This window comes from Acinetobacter sp. WZC-1, assembly GCF_052544965.1.
In genome coordinates, this window is record NZ_CP199370.1 from 1,073,595 (window position 1) to 1,098,807 (window position 25,213).

At 46.9% G+C, this 25,213-nt stretch carries 22 protein-coding genes, 2 tRNA genes, 1 other RNA gene and 1 pseudogene; 18 read left to right on the forward strand and 8 right to left on the reverse strand.

Features of this window, described 5'->3' with window-relative positions; translation table 11 throughout:
• Window positions 1-75 precede the first annotated feature (75 nt).
• Window positions 76-1,443, reverse strand: coding sequence for an outer membrane beta-barrel protein (locus tag ACT6PV_RS04910; protein ID WP_445115337.1), 1,368 nt, complete (start codon window positions 1,441-1,443; stop codon window positions 76-78).
• Between the two features lie 1,023 nt (window positions 1,444-2,466).
• Here ACT6PV_RS04910 and ACT6PV_RS04915 point away from each other — a divergent pair.
• The 9 genes from ACT6PV_RS04915 to ACT6PV_RS04955 all read left to right on the forward strand — a co-directional run bounded on the left by ACT6PV_RS04915 (window position 2,467) and on the right by ACT6PV_RS04955 (window position 12,064).
• On the forward strand, window positions 2,467-2,958 hold the full coding sequence (locus ACT6PV_RS04915; RefSeq protein WP_445115338.1) for a hydroxyquinol 1,2-dioxygenase: 492 nt from the start codon (window positions 2,467-2,469) through the stop codon (window positions 2,956-2,958).
• Between the two features lie 16 nt (window positions 2,959-2,974).
• Window positions 2,975-3,979: a hydroxyquinol 1,2-dioxygenase gene (locus ACT6PV_RS04920; protein WP_445115339.1), complete on the forward strand. Its 1,005-nt coding sequence runs from the start codon at window positions 2,975-2,977 to the stop codon at window positions 3,977-3,979.
• Between the two features lie 53 nt (window positions 3,980-4,032).
• On the forward strand, window positions 4,033-5,565 hold the full coding sequence (locus tag ACT6PV_RS04925; protein ID WP_445115340.1) for an aldehyde dehydrogenase family protein: 1,533 nt from the start codon (window positions 4,033-4,035) through the stop codon (window positions 5,563-5,565).
• Entirely contained in the window at window positions 5,562-6,632 is a 1,071-nt protein-coding gene (locus ACT6PV_RS04930; RefSeq protein WP_445115341.1) for a maleylacetate reductase, read from the forward strand. The genes ACT6PV_RS04925 and ACT6PV_RS04930 overlap by 4 nt, the downstream gene beginning before the upstream one ends.
• Window positions 6,633-6,659: 27 nt before the next feature.
• Window positions 6,660-7,514, forward strand: a complete 855-nt coding sequence (locus ACT6PV_RS04935; protein WP_445115342.1) for a dioxygenase family protein — start codon at window positions 6,660-6,662, stop codon at window positions 7,512-7,514.
• Between the two features lie 2 nt (window positions 7,515-7,516).
• Window positions 7,517-7,885, forward strand: a complete 369-nt coding sequence (locus ACT6PV_RS04940) for a Rieske (2Fe-2S) protein (protein WP_445115343.1) — start codon at window positions 7,517-7,519, stop codon at window positions 7,883-7,885.
• 78 nt (window positions 7,886-7,963) lie between these two features.
• Window positions 7,964-9,673, forward strand: coding sequence for an arylsulfatase (locus tag ACT6PV_RS04945; protein ID WP_445115344.1), 1,710 nt, complete (start codon window positions 7,964-7,966; stop codon window positions 9,671-9,673).
• A 176-nt stretch (window positions 9,674-9,849) separates the two neighbouring features.
• Entirely contained in the window at window positions 9,850-10,851 is a 1,002-nt protein-coding gene (locus tag ACT6PV_RS04950; RefSeq protein ID WP_445115345.1) for an SUMF1/EgtB/PvdO family nonheme iron enzyme, read from the forward strand.
• A gap of 13 nt (window positions 10,852-10,864) precedes the next feature.
• Window positions 10,865-12,064, forward strand: a complete 1,200-nt coding sequence (locus tag ACT6PV_RS04955) for an OprD family outer membrane porin (RefSeq protein WP_445115346.1) — start codon at window positions 10,865-10,867, stop codon at window positions 12,062-12,064.
• A gap of 148 nt (window positions 12,065-12,212) precedes the next feature.
• On the opposite strand, the gene ACT6PV_RS04960 is transcribed toward ACT6PV_RS04955, so the two are convergent.
• Window positions 12,213-12,578, reverse strand: coding sequence for a nuclear transport factor 2 family protein (locus ACT6PV_RS04960; RefSeq protein WP_445115347.1), 366 nt, complete (start codon window positions 12,576-12,578; stop codon window positions 12,213-12,215).
• 145 nt (window positions 12,579-12,723) lie between these two features.
• Between ACT6PV_RS04960 and ACT6PV_RS04965 the strand changes: the two genes are divergently transcribed.
• The 3 genes from ACT6PV_RS04965 to pcaF are packed head-to-tail and all read left to right on the forward strand — an operon-like array spanning window position 12,724 to window position 15,289.
• Entirely contained in the window at window positions 12,724-13,401 is a 678-nt protein-coding gene (locus ACT6PV_RS04965; protein WP_445117037.1) for a 3-oxoacid CoA-transferase subunit A, read from the forward strand.
• Window positions 13,398-14,072: a 3-oxoacid CoA-transferase subunit B gene (locus ACT6PV_RS04970; RefSeq protein ID WP_445115348.1), complete on the forward strand. Its 675-nt coding sequence runs from the start codon at window positions 13,398-13,400 to the stop codon at window positions 14,070-14,072. The genes ACT6PV_RS04965 and ACT6PV_RS04970 overlap by 4 nt, the downstream gene beginning before the upstream one ends.
• Complete coding sequence (gene pcaF, locus ACT6PV_RS04975; RefSeq protein ID WP_445115349.1) at window positions 14,069-15,289, forward strand: 3-oxoadipyl-CoA thiolase; 1,221 nt, start codon at window positions 14,069-14,071, stop codon at window positions 15,287-15,289. Before ACT6PV_RS04970 ends, pcaF begins: the two co-directional genes overlap by 4 nt.
• A gap of 2 nt (window positions 15,290-15,291) precedes the next feature.
• Here the strand turns inward: pcaF and ACT6PV_RS04980 are convergent, their stop codons facing one another.
• Window positions 15,292-16,224 (reverse strand): LysR substrate-binding domain-containing protein, encoded by a 933-nt coding sequence (locus tag ACT6PV_RS04980; RefSeq protein WP_445115350.1) that lies wholly within the window; start codon window positions 16,222-16,224, stop codon window positions 15,292-15,294.
• A 196-nt stretch (window positions 16,225-16,420) separates the two neighbouring features.
• Window positions 16,421-16,897 (reverse strand): SsrA-binding protein SmpB, encoded by a 477-nt coding sequence (smpB, locus tag ACT6PV_RS04985; protein ID WP_445115351.1) that lies wholly within the window; start codon window positions 16,895-16,897, stop codon window positions 16,421-16,423.
• A gap of 142 nt (window positions 16,898-17,039) precedes the next feature.
• Between smpB and coaD the strand changes: the two genes are divergently transcribed.
• The 6 genes and pseudogenes from coaD (at window position 17,040) to ACT6PV_RS05015 (ending at window position 18,843) form a co-directional block, all read left to right on the forward strand.
• Entirely contained in the window at window positions 17,040-17,531 is a 492-nt protein-coding gene (gene coaD, locus ACT6PV_RS04990) for a pantetheine-phosphate adenylyltransferase (RefSeq protein ID WP_445115352.1), read from the forward strand.
• A 1-nt stretch (window position 17,532) separates the two neighbouring features.
• Window positions 17,533-17,796 (forward strand): YfhL family 4Fe-4S dicluster ferredoxin, encoded by a 264-nt coding sequence (locus ACT6PV_RS04995; protein ID WP_445115353.1) that lies wholly within the window; start codon window positions 17,533-17,535, stop codon window positions 17,794-17,796.
• 28 nt (window positions 17,797-17,824) lie between these two features.
• Window positions 17,825-18,180, forward strand: an RNA gene (rnpB, locus tag ACT6PV_RS05000) — RNase P RNA component class A.
• Between the two features lie 65 nt (window positions 18,181-18,245).
• Window positions 18,246-18,322 (forward strand) — tRNA-Met (locus tag ACT6PV_RS05005).
• Window positions 18,323-18,447: 125 nt separating this feature from the next.
• Window positions 18,448-18,627, forward strand: a pseudogene (locus ACT6PV_RS05010) (transposase); the annotation flags it as partial.
• Window positions 18,628-18,766: 139 nt separating this feature from the next.
• Window positions 18,767-18,843, forward strand: a tRNA-Met gene (locus tag ACT6PV_RS05015).
• A 290-nt stretch (window positions 18,844-19,133) separates the two neighbouring features.
• Here ACT6PV_RS05015 and ACT6PV_RS05020 read toward each other — a convergent pair.
• The 4 genes from ACT6PV_RS05020 to ACT6PV_RS05035 form a co-directional block, all read right to left on the reverse strand.
• Window positions 19,134-20,759: an NAD+ synthase gene (locus tag ACT6PV_RS05020; RefSeq protein ID WP_445115354.1), complete on the reverse strand. Its 1,626-nt coding sequence runs from the start codon at window positions 20,757-20,759 to the stop codon at window positions 19,134-19,136.
• Between the two features lie 310 nt (window positions 20,760-21,069).
• Window positions 21,070-21,570 (reverse strand): hypothetical protein, encoded by a 501-nt coding sequence (locus tag ACT6PV_RS05025; protein ID WP_445115355.1) that lies wholly within the window; start codon window positions 21,568-21,570, stop codon window positions 21,070-21,072.
• Window positions 21,571-21,648: 78 nt separating this feature from the next.
• Entirely contained in the window at window positions 21,649-23,454 is a 1,806-nt protein-coding gene (locus ACT6PV_RS05030; protein WP_445115356.1) for an aminopeptidase P family protein, read from the reverse strand.
• On the reverse strand, window positions 23,451-24,995 hold the full coding sequence (locus tag ACT6PV_RS05035; protein WP_445115357.1) for a peptide MFS transporter: 1,545 nt from the start codon (window positions 24,993-24,995) through the stop codon (window positions 23,451-23,453). Before ACT6PV_RS05035 ends, ACT6PV_RS05030 begins: the two co-directional genes overlap by 4 nt.
• Window positions 24,996-25,213 lie beyond the last annotated feature (218 nt).

Below are 25,213 nucleotides of genomic sequence, written 5' to 3' on the forward strand. Positions count from 1 at the left end.
CCTCAAATCATATCCGTGGGTGAGAAAATCAAGTAAAAGGAAATTAAGCAAAACAGTCAGTCAAAAGAAAGCCAGTCAGAAGAACAGGCTAAGATCCAGTGAGTAACTGAGCTGATCGTCGTATCTGCCGTTGACCAATGGAGGCGCATAGTTGTCAGTGCCCCGGGCGCCATAGGGACGGGCATTCCCGCTGTACCAGTCATAACGGACTTCAGGTCTCAGGCGGATCCACGACACTGGAAACCAGGCAACATTTGCGGTCAGGGCTTTATAGGCTCCGCCATACGGCAACATGACATTGGCGCCATCGGTATCAAAATATTCGGCACGCAGCGCTGTGTTCAGATTGTCATTGAACTGATGTTTGTAAATAAAATTGATCCCTGACCAGGATGCATCCGTGCCGCCTGTTGCGGGGATGCCGATCGGCGGCTGATTATAAATATCTGCAATCAGTGATTTTTGCTGCCGTCCATAGGTGGCTTCTGCGACCACAGTGTTCTTTTCATCCAGCTGATGTGAAACGATTAAATAACTCTGGTAGCGTTTCAGTGAATTGTCCTGGGCCAATGCTGAATCTGTGGGATAGGGTGAACCACAACCACATTTTGCAATGGAGTCATTGGCGTTATTGCCATAGAGATTTTCAAAGTCAATTGCAGTTGCAAAATCCTTACTGCGCCAGCGGAGATTGGCAATTACATTCCAGTTGTCATCTACATGCTGTAGCGTGTTATAGCCATTCACTACACCAAGTTCATAGGAAAGTTTTGCACGGTCGGGCTGATTGATAATATAGCTGTTCCATAGCAGGCCGGCGTGTTTGCCGGGGGCGTGCATGAAACTGTAAGCCCGGGTATAAAACTCTGTCGGCATCGGGCTCGGAAGTGGGAAGCCGATTTCACGGGCCAGGGGGGAATGAAATAAACCGGCCATGAGATTGCTGCCGCCGAAGTAGGGGAAATAAAACTCAAGATAGACCTGCGACAGTGCCACGTAATAGTCAGATGATCTGAAATTACCGACCTGGTTGGTTGACCAGTCTTCGTCCAGTCCATAGGTGCGCATGAAAAATGCATCCGCACCGTAGAGCATGGAAATATTAAATCCCCAATTGAAATCTGCAGGCATTTCGCCGGGCACTGGCCCAACACGACTGATCAGATTACTGTTCAGCTTTTTTTCGACCATAATTCCGGCCTGGTCGAGCGTAAATCCATTATGCCGTCTCAGGCCTGTGGCTGGCGTCAGCTGGCCATGATGGTTGCTGTCTGCGATACTGGCCTGAGCCCATCCGGAGACGCTGATGCCATAATCATTATGGATAACTGGGTCAAATAACCAGCCCTGAGGCTGGGCAGGTTGCTGTTCTGCCAGTGCATCCACTGAAAAGAGCAGCAGCTGACTGACAACCATACTCAGGTTGAATAATGTACTTTTCATCATTGGTTCCCATTGGACGACCATGTCCATGTTTGTTCTTAGTATTGTTCGTATTTCACACATTGTTCCTGTGTGAATCATATTTATTGAAGAGTAAAAGTCATAAATGTGTCAAGTATATAAAATGCCATAAAATCGGATTTATACATTTTCATCGTATAATTTCAGGGGTGATTCAGTTGGGAGTAATTAAAAAATTATGCTGTATTATGAATAATTTTATATTTAATATTGAGTTAATTTTAAAACCATCAATTAATTATTTTTTTATATTTTCTATTCTTTGAATTGTGTTTTAAATTATTTTTAATATTTGCTTTTAATGATTTTCATGGAATATTTTTATTTTCTTTGATTAGTTTGTGTGTTTAGTTGTTTATGATAAAGAATATGGTCTTTTTTTTATTGATTTTATGCATGTGGAGTGAAATGTTCACGCTGCATTTTTTGTTGGAAAAATGAAGTGTTGCCGGAGTGAGTGTTGTGCAGAAATATGTATTTTTATGAAAATATTTTAAATTCAATGAAATATAAGATGCTGAAAAATATAAACTATAAGAATAATGAAATTTTTATGACGGATAATGGATATTTGATTGTTTGTTTTTTAAACACATAAAAAGTTGTGATCTTTATGTGCGGGATGTTAATTGTTCCAGCTGGTACCAATGCCATGGAATGAGGTTATGCATATTTTGTTGTTTTTAATGGTCCGGATATGCTGAAGTGTTGTGTTTGTTATTGCATATAAGTTTTTTGCTGAATTTTCATAATTGATTATTGTTTGATTTTAGCTAATGATTGTTTTGTTTAAGTGTTGAATGTTTTTTATTGCTGCGTGGGATTTTTATATTTACATTCTATTTAATGGGCGTGGCTAGTGGGTTTGAATGGTAGTTGCTGAATATGATTATAAAATTATTGTTCATGAATAACGAACATTCTTGTCGAGAAAATGCCATTGTCATCTGCAGATACTTGACTTACTTTTAGGTATGTCATGAAGACAGTCAAGGAAATGGAATGAATACTTATACAACAAAATTCGGTAGTCTGGATAACTACGAGAAGGGAACCATCCAGCTGATTCAGGGTAAGGCTTCAAACTATGCCTTTTCAAATATATTTGAGGTGGCGGGTAATGCACAACCGTATGATAAGACGGTAGTGGGTATGAACCAGAAATATATTATTGAATCAGTCCGTGCAGAAGGCACTTCAGCCTGGTACACATGTTCTCACGATGAATTTGTGATTGCAATGGACGGTGAGGTTCGTGTTGATTTTCTGAAATTAAACCAGGCTATAGACAGCGCAATTGAAGGTACTCAATTGGCAGGCGAGCAGCCGGATGGGCAACCGATGGGCTATGTTGTATTGAAACAGGGGCATCAGGCCCTTCTTCCTGCAGGTTCAGCGTATCGTTTTAACAGCCAGAAACCGGCAACAATATTGATCCAGACCATTAAAGGCCCACTTTCACTGGAAAAGTGGGATGAGATTTGCCTTAAATAAGCACGGGAGAATACGGATGAACTCTATTAGCAATACTTTCGCAAGCGAGCAGGTCGAAGTCACGGGCCAGGATGCCATTACAGGCTATATGCAGTTCAAACTGGGCAATTTTTATTTGACCCGTGATGAATATTTCGCAAAAATCAGCTGGACTGCCAAAGGCCAGCAACATTCTCATTTAATGTCTGCCGACGCGTTTTTAAGGGCGATCATGCGTGACGTGGCATGGGGCTTTTTTTATGGCTGGGTGAATTTTGACCACGTGGTCGGGACTCAGAACCATTATGGCAGTGTCGATATGTATGCCGGGACCTTTAATGGTGTGCTGAGTGAAGCCGGTGTTGATTACGTGGAAAATTTTGAAACACCGAAAATCATGGCCACATTCAAGGCAATTTTACACGACTGGGTTAATGAGGGCTTTGACCCGTTTGCTGCACCGGAGGAAACCGGCAGTGCATTCGGGCGTAAGCATGGTGATAATGCCGAAGCCATTGATCGTTACCGTATTGCCACCAAACGCATGTCCGGTATGGAAGGAGATTCACCCTTACGTGATGACTTGCCTGTCAACCGGCAGTTTATGGATGTACCACAGGATGAGCCATTGGTTTCCTGTGAGCCGGGCTTTGAAGGTCAGTTGGGCGCATTTAATTTATTTAAATACCTGTCACGTTCAGATGTGACCTGGAATCCTTCCGTGACTTCAGTCTGTAAGGCCAGCCTGTTCTGCCCGACAACTGAGGAATATATTCTGCCGATTTTCCACGGCAATGACCGTGTGGAATGGTTCCTGCAAATGTCAGATGAGCTGACCTGGGATATTGCAGACAAAAATGATGGCAGTCCGTTTGCCCGTATTGTCATGAAAGCGGGAGATATCTGCGCCATGCCTGCTGATATTCGTCATCAGGGTTATTCCACTAAACGTTCCATGTTGTTGGTCTGGGAAAATGCAACGCCGGATTTACCTGAAAAATATGCATCAGGTGAACTGCCGCCATATCCCGTGAGTTTTTAAGCACGATCATTTGGGCTGCTCTTTATGATTGGTTCTCAAATATAGGTAACAAAATGAATACTCAAGTATCGATTGAAGGTTCAGCTGCGCCTGAAAAAAACAGTGCGATGAATATCAATACGCAATTATTTATTAATGGCGAATTTGTGGCTGCAAAAAATGGCGGTACCATTGATGTGCTGAATCCCGCAACAGGTGAATTAATTACCCGTATTGCTGCGGCAGAAGCAGAAGATGTGGATCTTGCCGTCAGTGCTGCACAAAAGGCATTTCCGGCCTGGTCTGAAATGCCTGCGGCAGAACGTGGCCGTTTGCTGTTTAAGCTGGCCGATTTGATCGAAGAGCATACGGAAGAACTGGCCCAGCTGGAATCATTGGACACCGGACATCCGATTCGTGATTCACGTCGTCTGGATGTGCCGCGTACCGTGGCCTGTTTCCGCTATTTTGCCGGCATGGCTGACAAGATTGAAGGCAGCGTCATTCCGGTGGAGCAGGGTTTCCTCAATTATGTGACACGTGAACCGATTGGTGTGGTCGGGCAGATTGTGCCGTGGAATTTTCCGTTGATGTTTACCAGCTGGAAACTGGGTCCGGCACTGGCTGCCGGTAATGTGGTGGTCATGAAGCCATCTGAAATTACCCCGTTATCCACATTAAGGATTGCAGAACTGATTAAACAGGCTGGTTTCCCTGATGGTGTGGTCAATATTGTGCCAGGTTATGGCTATACTGCAGGTCAGCGGCTGGCAGAGCACCCGGATGTTGGTAAGATTTCCTTTACTGGTTCTACACAGACCGGCCGGAATATTGTCAATGCCTCTACCGGTAATTTGAAACGCATTCAGCTTGAACTGGGTGGAAAAGGTGCAAATATTGTCTTTGAAGATGCCAATATTGACGCTGCCGTCAACGGCGCAATCTGGGCAATTTTTCATAATCAGGGGCAGGCCTGTATTGCGGGTTCACGTCTGATGTTGCATGAAAGCATTGCCGATCAGTTCCTGGACAAATTCATTGCACTGGCAAAAACCATTCGTCTGGGCAATCCCATGGATGCAAATACTGAAATGGGCCCTCTGACTTCAGAGCTGCACCGCACTAAAGTGTTGTCTTATGCAAAGATTGCTGTAGAGCAGGGTGGGAAAATTTTATTGGGTGGCACAGTGCCTGAAGATGAAAATCTGAAAAATGGATTCTACGTATTGCCGACCATTGTGGAAGCAAAACCGATGGATCGCGTGGCTCAGGAAGAAGTCTTTGGTCCGTTTGTGGCGGTCATGCGCTTTAAGGATGATGCAGAAGCACTGGCAATGGCCAATAGTACCGAATATGGTCTGGGCAGTGGTTTATGGACCAGTAATCTACAGCGTGCGCACAGTCTGGCCCGAAAAATTAAAGTCGGTATGTGCTGGATAAACAGCTATAAACGTGTCAATCCAGGCAGTCCGTTTGGCGGTGTGGGTAAATCAGGGTATGGTCGTGAAATGGGATTTGAATCCATCCATGATTATACGGAAGCAAAATCTGTCTGGGTCAATATCGATGCGAAAATTCCACCTCACCTGGAGCGGGGCACATCATGATTGAAGATTTTTATTACAGGGCTTTACCTGTTCAGGTTTATTTTGGACAGGGCGAATCCAGTAAAGTCAGATCCATTCTGACCGAACAGGGTTATTCGTCCGTGATGGTGATTACTACGCCGGAACAAAATAAATCGGGACTGGCCATGGCAGAGCAACTTGGGGACTTAACCGCAGAGGTTTATCCGCATGCGGTCATGCATGTTCCCGTTGAAGTTGCAGACCAGGCGGTTGCAACTGCCCTGAATAAAAATATTGACTGTTGTCTTGCGCTGGGTGGTGGGTCAACCATTGGCCTGGCCAAGGCAATTGCATTAAAGACCGGTATTCCGATTGTGGCCATTCCAACCACCTACGCCGGCAGTGAAATGACCACAGTTTACGGACTGACTGAAAACAAGCTGAAAAAGACCGGAAAAGACATTCGGGTGCTGCCGAAGGTGGTGATTTATGATCCTGAATTAAGTCTGACCCTGCCCGCCGATATTTCGGCAAGTTCCGGTATGAATGCAATGGCGCATTCCATTGAGGCTTTATATGCGCAGGATAAAAATCCGATTATCACGCTATTGGCACTGGAATCCATCCGCTCCCTGAGTCAGGCATTACCACAGATTGTCCAGTCCCCGGAAAATCTGGATGCCCGTAAGCAGGCGACCTATGGTGCATGGCTGGCTGGAATCTGTCTGGGATCAGTGGGCATGGCATTGCATCACAAACTGTGTCATACCCTGGGGGGAACCTTTAATTTACCGCATGCCCAGGCACATGCCATTACCCTGGCCTATTCCGTGCATTACAACCGTAATGCAGATATTGAAGCGATGGACCAGTTGGCAAAAGCGCTGGGTGGTACCAGCCATGAACAGGTCGGGCAACTGATTTATCAACTGAATCAGCAACTCAATATTCCATTGGCCTTAAAAGATATCGGCTTACCTGAGGATGGTCCTCAGGAGGTGGCACGAATTACCTGTGCCAACCCATATTACAACCCACGTCCTTATGATCAGGCAGAACTGGAGGCATTGCTGAAGCTTGCTTATGCAGGTTTACCGCCAGGTTAATACCCATCGCTTTAAAAGGATTTTTATATGAATAAAGTGACTCAGAGTGCTATAGACAGTTTTGGTAAAATTGAATCTGAGCGTAATAAATTTCTGATCCAGCAGTTGACCCGGACACTTCATCAATTTGTGAATGAAGTTCAGCTGACTCAGCAGGAATGGGAAAAGACGATTGATTTCCTGACCAGAACAGGACAAAAGTGTGATGAACACCGTCAGGAATATATTTTACTCTCGGATGTCATGGGGCTTTCAATGCTTGTGGATGAAATCAATCATTCAAAAAGTGCTGAACAGACACCAAGCACGGTATTTGGTCCTTTCTTTATTCCCAATATGCCGCTCAGGGAATATAAGGACAGTATTATTGAGGAAGAGACGTCGCAGCCTCCCCTGATTATTCGGGGAAATATTCTGAATCAGCAACAGCAGCCCGTTGCCGGGGCTAAGATTGAAGTGTGGCAGACTGCAGACAATGGCATGTACTCCGGGCAGGATCCGGCACAGAGCATTTCAAATATGCGTGGTGCCTTTATCAGTCAGCCGGATGGTGCCTATGCACTTAAATCCATTTTACCCATCAGTTATCAGATTCCTTCTGATGGTACGGTAGGCGAATTACTCAATTATGCAAAACGCCATTTCTGGCGGCCGGCGCATATTCATTTTATGATTACTGCGCCGGGTTATCAGACCCTGGTGACCCATTTGTTTGTCAGCGGGGATGATCACCTGCGGGAAGATACTGTCTTTGGCGTAAAGGATCAGCTGATTGTGGACTATCAGACCCTGATTGCAGATCAGCAATGGTCTGATTTTGTTGAAGCAGGACAGCAATTTCACTTAATTGAATACCAGTTTGTACTGCCTGAGGCCAGTTAAGCATGGCAGAGCGGATTCAATTGTGTCATATCGATGCATTTCATCAGAAACAGGCGGTTAAGCTGAAACATCCTTTCAGGCCGGAGATTTCAATTGTGGTGATCCATCGGGATGGGCAGTATTTCGGCTACGAAAATGTCTGTCCACATTTTTCCGTACAACTTGATTACAGGGAGGGCGAATTTTCAATTTATAACAATGAAGTCATCATGTGTGCTCATCATTCTGCGCTTTTTAATATTCAGACTGGTGAATGTATCGACGGTCCCTGCAAGGGGCAGCATCTGAGTCAGATCAAATGCGAAGTGATGGACCGGATACTGTATTTCAATAATTGTTCATCCAGTCTGGATATTGAACTCAATTTTTAAAACACTTTTAAAATTAGCTTAATTAAATGGCCGCCAGTCAATGGTGGATTTTTCGTTTAACCTAAAAAGGATGTATTTATGGGTATTAAAAAAATTGCCCTGGGGGTGATTATACCCTCAATGATGGTATGGCAACTGGCTTATGCCAAGGAAGTCAGTAAACCGAATGTGCTGGTGATTGTTGCCGATGATCTGGGATTTTCAGATACAGAACCATTCGGTGGTGAAATTCAGACCCCCAATATTAAAAAACTGGCAAAAGACGGCAGTACGTTGACCAATTTTCATACCGGTCCAACCTGTTCAGTGACCCGGTCCATGCTGTTGACGGGCAATGACCATCACCAGGCTGGTTTTGGCACGATGGCAGAATATTTACAGCCTGAACAGCAGGGTAAGCCGGGTTATGAGGGCATTCTCAATCAGCAGGTGATGACATTGCCTGAAATTCTGAAATCACAGGGTTATGTGTCATTTGTAACAGGGAAATGGCATCTGGGTGCGACAAAGAGCAGTGTGCCAAGCGCCCGGGGCTTTGATAAATCATTTACCCTGATGCCGGGTGGTGCATCGCATATGGATACCAGTCCGATGTTCCCGGGTAAATATAAAGCACGCTATATGGAAGATGGCAGGGATGTACAGCTGCCGATGGGTGATAATTTTTACTCAACAGATTTCTTTACTGACAAAATGTTGTCCTACCTGAAAAATGACCGTAAAAAAAATCAGCCATTTTTTGCCTATCTGGCCTATACAGCACCTCACTGGCCTTTGCAGGCACCGGATGAGTTCCTGAAAAAGTATCAAAATTCCTATAAGGAAGGCTATGAATACATCCGTCAGAATCGTTTAAAGAAACAGATTGCGCTGGGGATTGTTCCGACCGGTACGAAGGCCAATAACCCGATGCTTGATAAATTTCCATCGTGGGATGCACTGACACCTCAGCAGAAGGCCGATCAGATCAAGACCATGCAGATTTATGCCGCCATGATTGATAACATGGATTACAACATTGGTCGGGTGATCAGTTATCTGAAAAGCTCAGGTGAATTGGACAATACCCTGATTCTGTTCATGTCGGATAACGGCGCTGAATCTTCTACACCGGAATCACTGGGAACCAATGATGACCAGCACGGTATTCGTGAATGGGTGGATCAGAACTTTAATAACAGCCTGGAAAATATGGGCAAGAAAGGCTCTTATGTGACACTTGGGCCACAGTGGGCACAGGTGGCATCCACACCGCTGCCATATTTTAAAAGCCTGCTTGCAAATGGTGGCATTCATGTTCCGGCGATTGTCCGCTATCCAAAACTGGTTAAATCCGGTGCTGTGAAATCTGATTTAATTCATGTCAAGGATTTTGTACCAACCATTCTGGAATTAACCCAGGCACCGCGTCCAACGGAATATAAGGGCAATCAGCTATTGGCGATGGATGGTATATCGTTCCTGCCCATCTTTAAAAATCAGCCATTGCCTGAACGTTCACTGGGATGGGAGTTTAACTCAAGACGTGCCTTGTACCGTGGCGACTGGGCTGTTCAGATGCAGTCACCGCCGTATGGCAATGGAAAATGGGAGCTTTATAATCGTAAAACTGACCCGAGTTTCCTGCATAATGTTTCTGCCCAGTATCCGGACAAAGTGGAAGGCCTGGCGATGGAGTGGAATAAATATGCACAGCATGTCGGGGTTGTTGAGGCACCGATCCGGTTTAAATATGGTCAGATGAACTGTTTCTATGACACCTGTATTCAACCGGACTTTTTAAAATAATCAGAACGGCCGACCATTGCTGCGTAAATGGTCGGCCTGGTTTTAAAATAAAAAATGTTGCTGTAATCAGCAGCTGAACAGGGTTTAAACTTACCGGTTTATTTTCATTTTCATGATCGCTGATTTGACCATGATCTGAACATTGAATGCCGGAAAGATGATGACAGGATTGTCATATGAAAAAACAAAAAATCATGTGTTTACTGACCTTGCTGACGGTGACCGGTTGTGATCAGACATCACGGCAACCGGCAGCGTCACCGCAGCAGACAGCAGCATTGCCGCAATTGGGCGACCGTGATAAATGCAGTCAATATAGCGGTTTACCGCCAGGCTGGCAGCAAAGTAAAAATTCAGGCATGGTGCTGGTCAAGGGTGGCTCATTTGAGATTGGCAATAACCATGCCTATCCCGAAGAAAAATCGCTGCTGAACAGTCAGCGGACCGTGGATGATTTTTATATTGATGCAACAGAAGTCACCAATGCCCAGTTTGAATCATTTATTCAGGCAACCGGTTATGTGACCGAAGCTGAACAACAGGGAGAGGCGGCGATCTTTGTCCAGCCTGAACATCAGGTCAGGGAACTGGGGTGGTGGAAACTGGAAAAAGGTATTTCATGGCGTCAGCCGTGGGGCAGCCACAGTGCACGAAAAATTCTGCCTGCGGAACCGGTCAGACTGGTAACGCTGAAGGATGCCATTGCCTATGCTGACTGGCTGGGACGTGAAATTCCCACCGAAGAGCAATGGGAATATGCTGCAAAAGCATTCAGCCATGAACGGGATGTGTCCATGCATGATCATGACGGGCATATCAGCGCTAATGTATGGCAGGGTCAGTTCCCTTATGACAATGAAGTAAAAGACGGTTTTGAGGATGTCGCACCGGTCGGTTGCTATGCGCCGAATCCGTTTGGCCTATACGACATGATGGGAAATGTCTGGGAATATACCGGTTCCCCATTTTCAGGCAGTCATGATGATCACCTGGGAAATCATGAACAGCTGAAAGGCGGTAGCGCCGGAATTGCAAATCATTACACCATCAAGGGCGGCTCATATCTGTGTGCAGAGAATTACTGTGCGCGATACCGGGCGACTGCCAGACAATCCCAGGAAGCCAATCTGGCAATCAGTCATGTTGGTTTCAGGACAGTGAAGAAAAAAGAAACTTAAAAGGATTATTATAATGAATACATGGAAATGGCTTCCTATTCTTGCCGGAATAGGGGGAATAAGCCCGGCTTTGTCCGCAGAAAATATCGAGGCTGAAATTTTACTCAGAAATCTTTACGCAGAACGGGATGCCCGGGACAATCAGCCGGACCGTGGTAGCTGGAGTCAGGGCATTACTGCTAAGCTGAAAGGTAGTCAGCAAGTGGCTTCAGACCTGGATGTACTGTTTACAGGATCGGTGCAGTATGCACAGCGGCTGAGTCAGGACAAACATCTGAATGATATGATTCTGCCCTTTGATACGGAAAATCAGAAACAGGCAGAAAACTATAACAAAGTAGCGGGATCCATTGGACTGAAATATCAGCAGCATCAGTTGAGCTGGGGTGAACAGTGGCTGGATACGCCGCTGGCGACTACAGATTACAGCCGCCAGCTGGTCACCATTTATGACGGCGTGGTCTATAAAGGTAAATTTCCCCACAATACCGAACTTGAAATGGGGCGGATCAATAAATTTTCACCGCGCAATGAAGGAAAATTCAGAAAATTATCGGTAAAAAATACCGACTCAGATGGACTGAACTATGTGGATGTCAATGTTGATGCCACACAGAAAACCAGACTGAACCTTTATTATGGCAATTTAATTGATCTGTATGATCAGTTTTCAGTGGGACTGCAATATCAGCAGAATTACGCAGATTTTCTGCTGACCAGTAAATTCAGGTTTTATAGCAGCCAGGAATCAGGCGATGAAAAACTCGGGAATGTCGACAGCCAGTATTATGGCTTTTTACAGGAACTGAACTACGGGGCGCACACGTTTGGCATGGGTTATCAGAAACTGGAAGGAGACACTGACTTTCCAATGCTGGATGGTGCCGTGCCGGTACTGGATTACATCAACTGGACTCAGGGAACCTTTAACCGTGCCGGTGAGGCATCTGTACATCTGATTTATCGTCATAATCTTGACAGGCTGGTGCCGGGCTTGAATTTCGCTGTCAAATATATAAATGGTGATGATTTCAGCACACAGAACAGACAGGATGCCCGTGAGTCGCAGATGGATTTTATTTTAAACTATAAAGTGCAGCAGGGCATGTTTAAAGGGCTGGCATTTCAGTGGCTGAATATCAATTACCGAAATAACTTTGGTGGTGATTATTCCGAAAACCGAGTCATTACCACATATCGCTATACCTTTTGATAGTGGTTTGTTGATGGCTGTTTGTGGAGTCGCTGTATTTTCTGTATCTGGCACGTCTGGCTTTCCTCCCCCTTGGGGCTGGTCACCGGGATTCAGAGGCATTGATTCAGTGCCGTGTTTATTCAGAACGGTTATTCACAGCAGCCTGTCAGGGCATTGGCGTGGACTGGTAGCAGATTAACTGAAATGAAGCATCGGTTTTTAACCATGTGGATGTGGTTCGGTTATGCAATATTCTTTGTTTGCCATCCACGGTCAATTGAGACCTGAATTCGCCTACAACCAGCAGGGAACTTCCCAGGTCGATGTTGTTCTGAATCTGAAACTCAATGGCTTCATAGCGATAAAAGCCACTACAGAGCTTCTGGTAATATTCTTCGAGATGCTCAATTTTTCCGCTGGTATGAATGTAAATTAAGTCCGGGTGACATAGACTTTTAAAGCGGTCATAATCTTTTTCACTTAATGCGGTACAGCGCAAATTTTCCAGTGTCTGAATGAGTTGCTGATTCATTATGATGTTTCCAGATTGAAAAAAACATCATAAATAGAATTTTAGACATGATTGTTTGTTTTTGACAAACAATCATGTCTGCTGAATCAGCGTTCTTATGATGTATCAATTCATTATGATGAATCTTATTTATTGAGAATGGATGATGGTCAATAAAATTTCAGCTTCATTGATGGAAGCCCTTTCAGGCATAGGTGATGGTTCCCGGATCATGGTGGGCGGTTTTGGCCTGGCCGGCCAGCCTGCGGAACTGATGGATGGCCTGATTGAACAGGGTGTACGCGATCTGGTGATCATCAGCAACAATGCCGGCAATGGCGATCATGGCCTTGCCCGGCTGCTGAAAAGCGGGGCTGTCCGAAAAATCATCTGCTCCTTTCCAAGACAGTCCGACTCGTGGGTCTTTGATGAACTGTACCGGAGCGGGAAAATCGAACTGGAACTGGTGCCGCAGGGCAACCTGGCCTGCCGCATTCAGGCCGCGGGCCTGGGCCTTGGCCCGATCCACACCCCGACCGGCTACGGCACACTGCTTGCAGAAGGCAAGCCGACCCTGCACTACCAGGGGAAGGACTACGTACTGGAAGAACCGATCCATGCCGACTTCGCCCTGATCCGTGCGCATCAGGGAGACCGCTGGGGCAACCTGAACTACCGCAAGGCCGCCCGCAACTTTGGCCCGATCATGGCCATGGCCGCCCGGGTGACCATTGCCCAGGTGAGCGAAGTGGTGGAACTGGGCAGCCTTGACCCGGAACAGATCATCACCCCGGGCATCTTTGTACAGCACGTGATACCGATCCAGCCAGGAGAAACCCCATGAGCCATACCAGACTGAGCCGTGAACAGATTGCCCGCCGGGTGGCACAGGACATCCCGGAAGGAGCTTACGTCAACCTGGGCATTGGCCTGCCGACAAAAATTGCCAGCTACCTCCCACCGGACCGGGACATCTTCCTGCACTCGGAAAACGGCCTGCTGGCCTTTGGCCCACCGCCTGCGGCAGGAGAAGAAGATCCGGACCTGATCAATGCCGGCAAGGAATACGTCACCCTGCTGCCGGGGGGCGCCTACTTCCACCACGGCGACTCCTTCGCGATGATGCGCGGCGGCCACCTGGACATCTGCGTACTGGGGGCCTTTCAGGTGGCGGCCAACGGCGACCTGGCCAACTGGCACACCGGAGCCGCCGATGCCATTCCGGCTGTGGGCGGTGCGATGGACCTTGCCGTAGGCGCAAAACAGGTTTTTGTCACCACCGAACACGTGACCCGCAGCGGAGAACCGAAAATCGTCTCTGCCCTGAGCTACCCGGTGACCGGCAAACAATGCGTGGACCGCATCTACACCGACCTGTGCGTGATTGAGGTGAGCCCTGCAGGGCTGCAGGTGACAGAAATCATTCCGGGCCTGAGCTTTGCAGAGCTGCAGGCACTGACCGGTGCCGAACTGACGGATGCCACCGGCGCCGCGGGACAGGAGAACAAGACATGACACAGATTACAGACAGACAGGCCTGGATCGTGGATGCGATCCGCACCCCGTTCGGGCGCTATGGCGGGGCGCTGTCGGCAATCCGCAGTGACGAACTGGGTGCCATTCCGCTCCGTGCCCTGATGCAGCGCCAGCCCGGACTCGACTGGACACAGGTGGATGACATCATCTACGGCTGTGCCAACCAGGCCGGCGAGGACAACCGCAACGTCGGGCGCATGTCGGCACTGCTGGCGGGTCTGCCCTATAGCGTTCCGGCCACCACGGTCAACCGGCTGTGCGGCTCCTCGATGGATGCCATCGCCATGGCGGCCCGTGCGATCCGTTCCGGAGAAGCTGAACTGATCCTTGCCGGCGGAGTGGAGGGCATGAGCCGTGCCCCCTACGTGATGGGCAAATCGGGTACCGCCTATGGCCGCAGCCAGCAGCTGGAGGACACGACCATGGGCTGGCGCTTCATCAACCCGCAGATGAAGGAAATGTACGGCGTGGACAGCATGCCGCAGACTGCGGAGAACGTTGCGGAACAATTCGGCATCAGCCGTGAGGACCAGGACCGCTTTGCACTGAACAGCCAGCAGCGCACGGCAGCAGCACAGCAGCGCGGTTACTTTGACCGGGAGATCACCGCGGTGACCATTCCCCAGCGGCGGGGAGATGCACTGACCATCAGAGAGGACGAACATCCGCGTGCCTCGACCACGGCAGCGGGGCTTTCGGGACTGAAACCGGTGGTGAAAGCGACAGGGACCGTGACTGCGGGCAATGCCTCGGGGATCAATGACGGTGCCGCGGCCCTGCTGATTGCCTCGGATCAGGCTTTGCAACAGCATGGACTTCGGGCGCGTGCGCGGATCATCGGTTCAGTGACGGTGGGGATTGAACCACGGATCATGGGTTATGCCCCGGTGCCGGCAATCCGCAAACTGCTGGAGCGGACCGGGCTGGAGCTGGAGCAGATGGATGTGATTGAACTGAATGAGGCATTTGCAGCACAGGCGCTGGCCTGTACCCGTGCACTGGGTCTGGCGGATGATGCGGCCCGGGTGAATCCGAACGGGGGAGCGATTGCCCTGGGTCATCCGCTTGGAGCGTCGGGTGCACGGCTGGTGACCACGGCGCTGAATCAGCTTGAAGTGACGGGTGGCCGGTATGCGCTGTGTTCGATGTGTATCGGTGTGGGTCAGGGCATTGCCATGATCATTGAAAGGGTATGAAATCAGGGAAAATGTTTAATCCGTTCGGATAAGTAACCCTGCTCGATTAATTTGATATCCCATTCCGGAATATTGGTTAAGCGTTCAATCAGAAAATCGAGCAGACTTCTTATTTTTGAAATATTTTTGGAATTGGCCGGGAAAACTGCTCTCAGTCCATAATTGGACAGTGGAAAATCCCTTAAAACCGTGGTCAGTTTTCCAGCCAGGATATTTCCATGAACCACAAGCGTGGGCAGGCAGACTATTGCCCCGTGATTCAGGGCAAAATCACGCAGTAAATGAATGGATGAAGAAGAAACCTTGACGTTTAAATTGATGTCCTGAAACTGATCATCAATTAAAAACTGTAATTTATTGCGGGTGGGATAGCCTGAGTAAAATCCGAGGGTAAATTGTTCCAGATCCTGTGGGTGCTCAGGTTTACCATGTTTTTCAATGAATTCAGGAGTGGCACAGACGACCCGGTTCACACTAAACAACTTTCGGTCTATCAGCGTTTCACCATTGGGTGGGAACATCTGAAACACAATGTCGAAACCGGAAGAAATCGGATCAATGACTTTGTCATTCACCACAATATCCATATCGATATCCGGATAGCTCTGCAAAAATAAAGTTAAATATTTCCCAAAATAATCAATGGCAAAGCCGGGTGCCATGTGAATCCTGAGTCGACCATGCAGGGTGGACCTGGAATTTGCCATCTGATCAACCAGTTGTTCAAACTTATTAATTAACCCGGCACATTCTTTGTAATAGGTCAGCCCGGTATCGGAAAGTCTGACCGAGCGGGTGCTTCTGAAAAACAACGGCGCATCGACAAATTTTTCCAGCTGTTGAATTCTGGCTGTAATGACAGATCGTGTGACCCCAAGTTGTTCCGCAGCTTTAATGAAACTGCCACTTTCGGCGACACGGACAAATGCTTCCATGCACTGTAACTTATCCATAATTCATTTAGATTAATCAGTGAGATGATGACTGAATATATATGATTTTATTCATGAAAGGCAAAATAGTTTTGTTTCAGGGCCGCTCATGCAGCGGACATTACAGTATGAACAGCGGCAAATGCCGGGCTGAAGATTCAATGGTTTTAAAACTTATAGAACAATGTCTGCAGTAGGTTTATTTATGAAAAATACGGGCTTTGTCACGCTGCCAGTCCCGGTCTTTTTCAGTGGCACGTTTATCATGCAGTTGTTTCCCTTTCACCAGGGCAATTTCAATTTTGACCAGATGACCTTTCCAGTAACAGGCCAGTGGAACACAGGAATAACCTTTCTGATTGACAGCACCAAGCAGCTTTTCAATTTCACGGCGTGATAGCAGTAATTTACGGGTGCGGGTTGCTTCCGGTACAACATGTGTGGATGCTGATAAAAGTGGCTGGATCTGGGCACCGAACAGGAATGCTTCATTGTTCTTAAACAGAATATAGCTTTCGGTAATGGTCATGCGACCTGCACGCAGTGATTTAACTTCCCAGCCCTGTAAGGCAAGACCTGCTTCAAATTTTTCTTCAATAAAATAATCGTGACGTGCACGTTTGTTTTGTGCAATGGTGCCACCATTATTTTTTTTTACCACAATTGTTTTCGACATAAGACTAATATTCCAGAACTGGCCATATTTTGCCTTAAACTCAGCATAAGGTGAAGTGATTTCAAAATAAAGCAGCATCTTCGCTAAGAAATAAGTTTCAGGTAAACTGTCAGTCTATGACAACGAATCAGAGTATTAATGGATGTCTAAATCCCGTGTTATTTATCCTGGAACATTTGATCCAATGACCAATGGTCATATTGATCTGGTCTCACGTGCAGCGAAAATGTTTGACGAAGTGGTTGTTGCAATTGCGTTTGGACATCATAAGAATCCTGTTTTCAGCCAGGAAGAACGCATAGAGCTGGCCAAAGTATCATTGAGTCATTTACCGAATGTCGAGTTTATTGGTTTCGATGGCCTGCTGGTCAATTTTTTCCATGAACAGGGTGCTACAGCAGTGCTGCGTGGCTTGCGTGCCATTTCTGATTTTGAATATGAATTTCAGCTGGCGAATATGAACCGTCAGCTTGACCCAAAGTTTGAAGCGGTTTTTCTGACGCCGTCAGAGCAATATTCCTTTATTTCATCGACACTGGTCCGTGAAATTGCCCGCTTGAGGGGAGATGTCACCCGCTTTGTACCGCAGGTTGTGGTGGATGCGTTTGAACGCAAGCATCAGCAGGGATGGTAAGGTGTCTCTATATATAACGGATGAATGCATCAATTGTGATGTCTGTGAACCCGTATGCCCTAATGAAGCCATTTTCATGGGAGAGCTGATTTATGAGATCAATCCGGACCTGTGTACGGAATGTGTGGGGCACCATGATCAGCCGCAGTGTTCACTTTTTTGTCCGGTGGATTGTATTCCCCATGACCCTGAGCATGCAGAAAGCCATGATGATCTGATGGCGAAGTATAAAAGGCTGATTGCGCAAAAAAGCACGAGCAATTAAATGCAAAGTTTGCTAACATGCGCCCCTTGAAGTGGGCCAGGCGATCGCTGCTGTGGAGGTCTCCGTGACTGAAGCAGGAGAGGAAAGTCCGGGCTTCACAGGGCAAGGTGCCAGGTAACGCCTGGGCGGCGTGAGCCGACGGAAAGTGCAGCAGAGAGCAGACCGCCTCATTCGTGAGGTAAGGGTGAAAGGGTGCGGTAAGAGCGCACCGCATGGCTGGTAACAGTTCATGGCATGGTAAACCCCACCTGAAGCAAGACCAAATAGGAATCCTGAGGTATGGCCCATACTGGATTCGGGTAGGTTGCTTGAGCGTATGAGTGATTGTACGCCTAGAGGAATGATCGTCTTCGACAGAACCCGGCTTATCGGCCCACTTCAATCAATTTTCTTCTGAATAAGTGCTTGACGTTATGTCTATTACAGCAGATAATGCGCGCACAGTTTCTGGCTATGTAGCTCAGTTGGTTAGAGCACAGCACTCATAATGCTGGGGTCACAGGTTCGAGTCCCGTCATAGCCACCATTTTATAGACCACGTTCCTAAAACGTGGTCTTTTTTTATGTGTTGTATTTTCAAACAAACGGCTTTGTTGTACAAACCTATCTCTAAAGGCCTATTCAGTAATATAATTTTCAGATGATGAGCCTATACCTGAAATTTATCGTACAACCCATTGGCTTTCTTATAACCAACCGGGCGTTGATTAACCGGGAAAATATCGTGATCTTTTGATCCTGATACCTCCATGGTATACAGAAGAAAAAGGCAAACAAGGACGAAATCAGACTTACCCAGATACAGCTATTCAGTGCTGTTTAATGATTAAACAATCGTAATGCAGCCATATAAGGCAAAAGCTGTACTGATTTTAAACATTGATTTATCAATTGTTTAAAGCATGATCAATAGAGCTGGAAAGCGCTTGACTCATGGTCTGTAAGTCTGGATAATTCCGAAACAGTTTTTGGCTATGTAGCTCAGTTGGTTAGAGCACAGCACTCATAATGCTGGGGTCACAGGTTCGAGTCCCGTCATAGCCACCATTTTTATAGACCATGCTCACCGCATGGTCTCTTTTTTTGTGTCTGTAAAATAATTGATGATAACTAGCTAAAAAAATCTGTATTTTTTGTTTCAATCTTTCAGAAGCCAGGCCACTGCCTGCACAATATCATTTGATGAATGAACCAGCTAAAATATGGCCGGATAATTTTTGTTTGATGAAGCTGGGAATGGGCATAAGAAGCATCGGGAAATTTACTCAGATAAAAAGCTGAGTAAATTCCCCGATAGACAATGCTTCTGACGCATAGCAGTGAAAGATTCCGGTGAATCAGATGCCGGGTTTCCATCCGTTGATAATCGGATAGCGACGCTCACGACTGAAAGCGCGGGATGTGATGCGTGGGCCGATGGTACCCTGACGACGTTTGTATTCGTTACGGTCGACCAGTTGAATGACCTTTTCCACCACGTCTTTTGCAAAACCCCTGGCAATAATATCCTGCTGACTCAGATCTTCTTCAATATAGGCATACAGAATTGCATCCAGTACATCATAAGCGGGCAGGGAATCCTGATCCTTCTGGTCCGGGCGTAATTCGGCAGAAGGTGGACGTGTAATGACCCGCTCAGGAATGACCGGAGTCTCACCGATACTGTTACGGTATTTGGCCAGTTCGAAGACGATGGTTTTATACACATCCTTCAGTACGGCAAAACCACCAACCATGTCACCGTATAGCGTACAGTAACCTACGGAAAGTTCAGATTTATTTCCGGTGCATAGCACCAGGTTGCCAAATTTATTGGACAGACCCATTAACAGAGTGCCACGGGCACGTGCCTGTAAATTTTCTTCAGTTGCGTCTGCCGGGGCGTTACCAAAGAAGGGATACAGAGTCTGCATGAAACTATTGACGATGGGGTGAATCTCAGCAATTCCAAAGGTCACACCCATGCGGTTTGCCTGTTCGGTTGCATCTTCAACACTGATCTGTGAGGTGTAGGTATAGGGCATCATGACAGCCTGGACCTTATTTGCACCAATGGCATCCACAGCAATCGCCAGCGTCAGTGCTGAATCAATCCCGCCGGATAATCCCAGGATAACACCTGGAAAACCTGAATGCTGGATATAATCGCGGGTGGCCATGACCAGACTCTGGTAAATTTCGGCCATAGTCTCAAGCGGCGGTTCAGACTCCACCACTTTATAGCACTTATCCTTTGCCTCATATTCAGCAAAATACAGGCCTTCCTTAAAACTGGGTGCCTGTAGTGCAACGTTGCCATCGTGGTTAATCACAAAACTTGTGCCGTCAAAAATCAGATCATCCTGACCACCCACCTGGTTGTTGTACACCACGTGAATATTCAGTTGTTTTGCCAGTTCCTTCAGGGCCGAAATACGATGCTGTGGTTTACCGACTTCATAGGGTGAGGCATTCAGCACCAGCACACTTTCAACATTCAGCTGGGTCAGTTGCTGAACGGTATTGATCGACCAGATATCTTCACAGATCAGCACGCCAAACTTGTGCCCCAGATATTCAAAGACCAGGTGCTGATGACCTTCATTAAAGTAGCGTTTTTCATCAAACACACTGTAATTTGGCAGGTTCTGTTTGTTATAAACGCCCAGTACCTGTCCATCCTTCATAACCGCTGCTGAGTTATAGCGCTGGCCATCTTCCGTATGGTTGACAAAACCGAATACCAGTACAATGTCCCGAATAGCAGCCAGTTGTTCAAAAGCCTGTGCGGTACGCTTATTCAGACTTGGACGCAACAGCAGATCTTCTGCCGGATAGCCGATTGTGGACAGTTCAGGAAATACAATCAGGTCAGCATTCTGCTTTTTCGCTGCGTTGACCTGTTCAATCATTTTCTGAACATTGGATTCAATATTGCCAACATGTGGAGAAAATTGCGCAAGAGCAATTGTAAAACTTTTCATTTAAACAGAGTCCTGTTCCTGTAGCATGACCCACACAAAAATTACTGATTTTTATAAAAATATTTTTCAGTGCTGTGCGTTCAGACATTGCATATGTGGCCAAATGGCGAAATTTTTAAATCATCAGTGAATGATTAAGGAATCTTTATTTTCTTGCAGCGCAAAAATTACAGACATTGACTATTTTAACCAAAAAAACATCAGATGCCAGCGATAAAAATAATTATTCGATGACGTGACGCTCTGAGTCAGTATTCAGTACATTTCCGTGATGAAAACCTGGGGCTTGCCGTAGCCATTTATTTCCTGTTCAGGGGCTGATCTGTGGCCTGAGGATAATATTGTCTATTTTTTGCAGAAAGATATCTTTTGCGATATCGCCCTGTTGCTCAATGTTGTAGTCGGCGTAACTTTTTCCGGGAATCAGCTGGTAGGCATAGGGGTTGTACAGGCCAAAAGTTGCGTAGTGCGCAATCTGTAACACGGCACCTTTCAGGAAGACATTAATCTGTTGCTGATGTTGCAGAATATGGGCCATTTCGTGAATGAAGATCGCCTGCCAGGCCAGACTCTGCTGGGAAAAATCGGTACAGTAATCTGTGTGTTTTAAATGGATATAGCCCTTCGGTGCCATGACCATTCCGGCCGGTTGCCAGGGCAGAAAAGGGTGATTCATAATCCTGACCTGGCGATAGTTAATCAGATGACCAAACACCTGACGGCTGATCCGGATTTCGCCCTCAGTCAGTGGGCGATATCTGAACTGATCGATTTTAAGCAGTTTTATCAATATCCGTGTGGTATTCAACATAGCCCCGGCCCATTGTTCATACTGGAAAAAGTATACTATACATGGTTATACCTTACACGACATGAAGCATTCAGCCCATCAGCTTAAGGGGCGGGTCTGTGTCATCAGCCATTGCAATACTTCTCCCTGTAGGTGAGGGGACAGGCGTTCCCTGACCATCTGATGGTAGGCATTCAGCCACTGGATTTCGGCTGGATTCAGCAGATCACTGACAATACATTCCTGATGAATCGGGCAGAGCGTCAGGGTTTCAAACTCCAGGAAATCTCCGTAGTTTTTGTGTTCAGTCTGTTTCAGACGGTTAACCATCAGATTTTCAATACGGATACCGTATTGACCTTCATGATAAAGCCCGGGTTCGTTGGAAATGATCATGCCTTCACGCAGACCGGAGTAGGGCGTGATTGGCGCGTAATAGGACAATACCTGTGGACCTTCATGTACATTCAGGGCATAGCCGACCCCATGACCGGTACCGTGGCGGTAGTCCAGGCCCTGTTGCCATAAGGTATGCCGGGCAATTGCATCCAGCAGCGGGGCCGCCAGTCCTTCAGGATAAACCGTGGTAGCCAGTGCAATATGGCATTTTAAAACCAGGGTGTAGTCTCTTTTCTGCTCTGCAGATGGAATGCCGACAGCAACCACCCGGGTAATATCGGTTGTGCCGTCAACATATTGGCCACCGGAGTCGATCAGCAGCAGGCCATCGCCCTGAATCATCTGGTAATGCGTTCTGGTTGCCCGATAGTGTGGCAGTGCGCCATTGGCATTGAAACCGGCAATGGTGGCAAAGCTCGGGCCTGTAAAACCGTATTGCTGCGCCCTGAACGCAGTGATTTTTTCATCGATGCTCAGTTCGCTGATGTTTTCCCCATTCTTTAAGGCAGTTTCCAGCCAGTGAAAAAAATGACACAGCGCCACACCGTCACTGATCATGGCATTGCGGATATGTGCGATTTCAGCAGGTGCCTTGCATGATTTCAGCAGAGTAGCCGGATTAATATCATGCTGAACGCTGATCTGTGCAGCAATTGATTGTTGATGCAGAATGGAGACTTTTGCCGGGTCAATCAGTACAGTCCGGTCGCTGAGTTGGCTTAAAAATTGAGTGCTTGCTTCATAGGGCTGAATTTCAATGCCATCCTGCCGGAATTTCTGTCTGAGCGCTGTATTCATTTTTGCAGCATCCACAAATAAAACAATCTGCCGTGCATTCAGGTAAAGATGCGCCAGGAAAACCGGGTTGTAGTCAACATCGCTGCCACGGCTGTTCAGTAACCAGGCGATATCGTCCAGCGAGGAAATGAAATGCCCATCGATCTGTCTATCCTTTAAGCGCTGACGGATGATGGCAATTTTTTGTCTGCGACTGAAGGCATTCAAGCCTTCTGCCATAAGTGTGATCGGTTGCAGCGGCAGCGCCGGGCGATCCTGCCAGAGGTCTGCAATGAAATCCAGCCCGGTCTGTATCTGCAACTGATGTTTTTCGGCGAGCTGCTGGAGTAATTCAAATTGTTGTACCGAGATGGTCTGCCCATTGACCGCAATGACGGCATGTGGGTTTAGATGATGGCCCAGCCATGCCAGATGTGTGGACGATGCATCGCTGCTGAGTTTCTGTAATTTGAAACCGGTATTCCTCAGTTGCTGTTCGGCCTGTACCCAGTAGCGACCGTCCACCCACAGTCCGGCAAAGTCCTGAGTCACGACAATGGTTCCGACAGAACCACTGAAACCGGTCAGCCACTGTCTGATTTTCCAGTGCTCGGGTAAATATTCAGACATGTGCGGGTCTGCACTCATGACGATAAAAGCATCAATTCGGGCAGTCTGCATATGGCGGCGAAGTTGTTGCAGTTTTTCAGGAATGGTCAGTGTATTCATGGTGTTTCCGTTTTAGTGGACTCTGAATGACATTGGTTCAGTAATTTCTGAATCGGGGATTTCAACAGCAGTAAAATAATGGCACCAGCCACCAGTATAAAGACACAGCGCATAAACAGGTCAGGCAGGTGGTCAATCGAGTCTGCGGATACATGACCGCCAATCAGACCGGCGATTAAGCTCCCCAGTGCCGTTGCTGTAAACCACAGTCCCATGACCTGGCCCTGGATGACTGCGGGGGCCAGCCGGGTCATGGCAGACAGGCCCACAGGACTCAGACATAACTCGCCCAGGGTTAAAAGCAGCAGACTGCCGATTATCCACAAAGGAGAAATGGCCACACCATGACCGGTTGCAACGGAATGACTGGCAAATGCCATCAATAGAAAACCGGCTGCTGCCAGTAATAGCGCAATCATAAATTTACTGATGTAACCGGGGTCTTTATTGGTTTTCCCCAGTTTTACCCATAACCATGCGGCAACCGGTGCAAAAATAATAATAAAAAGTGGATTGACGGACTGGAACCAGACTGCCGGAATTTTAAACCCCAGCACATGCCGGTCGGTAAAGTCCTGAGCAAATAGATTAAAGGAAGTGGGCTGTTGTTCAAAGGCCGACCAGAATAATGCTGCCGCCATAAACAGGACAAAACAAACCACGATCTGAATTTTTTCAGTTTTATTCAGGCCCTTAAAAATCAGTAACCATGCAAAATAGCCGAGCACGCCAATTCCGATGACAACGCTCAGTCTGGTTGCCAGTTGAATTGGGTTGATGGTGATGATGCCGGTGAACGTCAATGTAAGAACCGCCATCACCAACAGCAAAAAGAGCAATACAACACGGGGTGCATTTTTATTCCTGACGACGGCATGGTTCCAGTTGTTGCCCTCACCACACAACGTATTGAACGTTTTGAGCTGTGGTATGGCAATAAAACGGAAAATAAGCAGGGCAATCAGCATTCCGATCCCTCCGGCGCCAAAACCCAGGTGCCAGCCATGATCCTGAATCAACAGACCGGTAATGAGTGGTGCCATGAAAGAACCTAAATTGATGCCCATATAAAAGATGGAAAATCCGGCATCACGACGCGAATCCTGAGCTGAATACAGGGTGCCTACAATTACGGAAATACAGGTTTTAAACAGTCCTGAACCGAGTACAATTAACACCAGTCCGAAATAAAAGAAAAACTGGTCGAAAAAATAAGTCAGGGCAATGGATAAATGCCCCAGTGCAATCAGCATGGAGCCATACCATACTGCTCTGGCCTGTCCCAGCCAGTTGTCTGCAATCCATCCGCCCAGGATGGTGATCAGGTACAGCGAACCGGTAAATAATCCAACGATGGCCGCAGCAGTCGGACGATCCAGCCCAAGTCCACCCTCTGCAATCATGGCAGACATATATAAAATCAATAAAGGTCGTATACCGTAGTAGGAAAAACGCTCCCATAGTTCGGTAAAAAACAGACCCTTTAATGGTCGTGGGTGGCCAAAAAATGACTGATCATTCTGTCGTTGTGCTTTAAGCATCTTCAGTCCTTTTGAAGAAAATATGAAATTTAAACTATAAAACTCATGGAAATGGTAAGGAAATTTAACAGGATAAGCCTAATGTTAAATGGTGTAATAATTGTAAGTTTCCGTTCTTATAAGGATGAAAAATGAGCGGTGATGCTGCTTATGCATTTTTTAATCGCAGATATTCAGGGCCAATAGAAATTTTTATGATTGATTATTATTGTGTGATT

What these genes read in the sequence shown, in the direction of transcription:
- ACT6PV_RS05030 (WP_445115356.1), bottom strand. Translation starts at nt 23,454, where the DNA reads ATGAATACACTGACCATTCCTGAAAAACTGCAACAACTTCGCCGCCAT.
- ACT6PV_RS05025 (WP_445115355.1), bottom strand. Translation starts at nt 21,570, where the DNA reads ATGTTGAATACCACACGGATATTGATAAAACTGCTTAAAATCGATCAG.
- ACT6PV_RS04925 (WP_445115340.1), top strand. Translation starts at nt 4,033, where the DNA reads ATGAATACTCAAGTATCGATTGAAGGTTCAGCTGCGCCTGAAAAAAAC.
- ACT6PV_RS04955 (WP_445115346.1), top strand. Translation starts at nt 10,865, where the DNA reads ATGAATACATGGAAATGGCTTCCTATTCTTGCCGGAATAGGGGGAATA.
- smpB (WP_445115351.1), bottom strand. Translation starts at nt 16,897, where the DNA reads ATGTCGAAAACAATTGTGGTAAAAAAAAATAATGGTGGCACCATTGCA.
- ACT6PV_RS05035 (WP_445115357.1), bottom strand. Translation starts at nt 24,995, where the DNA reads ATGCTTAAAGCACAACGACAGAATGATCAGTCATTTTTTGGCCACCCA.
- ACT6PV_RS04940 (WP_445115343.1), top strand. Translation starts at nt 7,517, where the DNA reads ATGGCAGAGCGGATTCAATTGTGTCATATCGATGCATTTCATCAGAAA.
- coaD (WP_445115352.1), top strand. Translation starts at nt 17,040, where the DNA reads ATGTCTAAATCCCGTGTTATTTATCCTGGAACATTTGATCCAATGACC.
- ACT6PV_RS04960 (WP_445115347.1), bottom strand. Translation starts at nt 12,578, where the DNA reads ATGAATCAGCAACTCATTCAGACACTGGAAAATTTGCGCTGTACCGCA.
- ACT6PV_RS04930 (WP_445115341.1), top strand. Translation starts at nt 5,562, where the DNA reads ATGATTGAAGATTTTTATTACAGGGCTTTACCTGTTCAGGTTTATTTT.
- ACT6PV_RS04920 (WP_445115339.1), top strand. Translation starts at nt 2,975, where the DNA reads ATGAACTCTATTAGCAATACTTTCGCAAGCGAGCAGGTCGAAGTCACG.
- ACT6PV_RS04945 (WP_445115344.1), top strand. Translation starts at nt 7,964, where the DNA reads ATGGGTATTAAAAAAATTGCCCTGGGGGTGATTATACCCTCAATGATG.
- pcaF (WP_445115349.1), top strand. Translation starts at nt 14,069, where the DNA reads ATGACACAGATTACAGACAGACAGGCCTGGATCGTGGATGCGATCCGC.
- ACT6PV_RS04935 (WP_445115342.1), top strand. Translation starts at nt 6,660, where the DNA reads ATGAATAAAGTGACTCAGAGTGCTATAGACAGTTTTGGTAAAATTGAA.
- ACT6PV_RS04915 (WP_445115338.1), top strand. Translation starts at nt 2,467, where the DNA reads ATGAATACTTATACAACAAAATTCGGTAGTCTGGATAACTACGAGAAG.
- ACT6PV_RS05020 (WP_445115354.1), bottom strand. Translation starts at nt 20,759, where the DNA reads ATGAAAAGTTTTACAATTGCTCTTGCGCAATTTTCTCCACATGTTGGC.
- ACT6PV_RS04965 (WP_445117037.1), top strand. Translation starts at nt 12,724, where the DNA reads ATGGTCAATAAAATTTCAGCTTCATTGATGGAAGCCCTTTCAGGCATA.
- ACT6PV_RS04980 (WP_445115350.1), bottom strand. Translation starts at nt 16,224, where the DNA reads ATGGAAGCATTTGTCCGTGTCGCCGAAAGTGGCAGTTTCATTAAAGCT.
- ACT6PV_RS04970 (WP_445115348.1), top strand. Translation starts at nt 13,398, where the DNA reads ATGAGCCATACCAGACTGAGCCGTGAACAGATTGCCCGCCGGGTGGCA.
- ACT6PV_RS04950 (WP_445115345.1), top strand. Translation starts at nt 9,850, where the DNA reads ATGAAAAAACAAAAAATCATGTGTTTACTGACCTTGCTGACGGTGACC.
- ACT6PV_RS04910 (WP_445115337.1), bottom strand. Translation starts at nt 1,443, where the DNA reads ATGAAAAGTACATTATTCAACCTGAGTATGGTTGTCAGTCAGCTGCTG.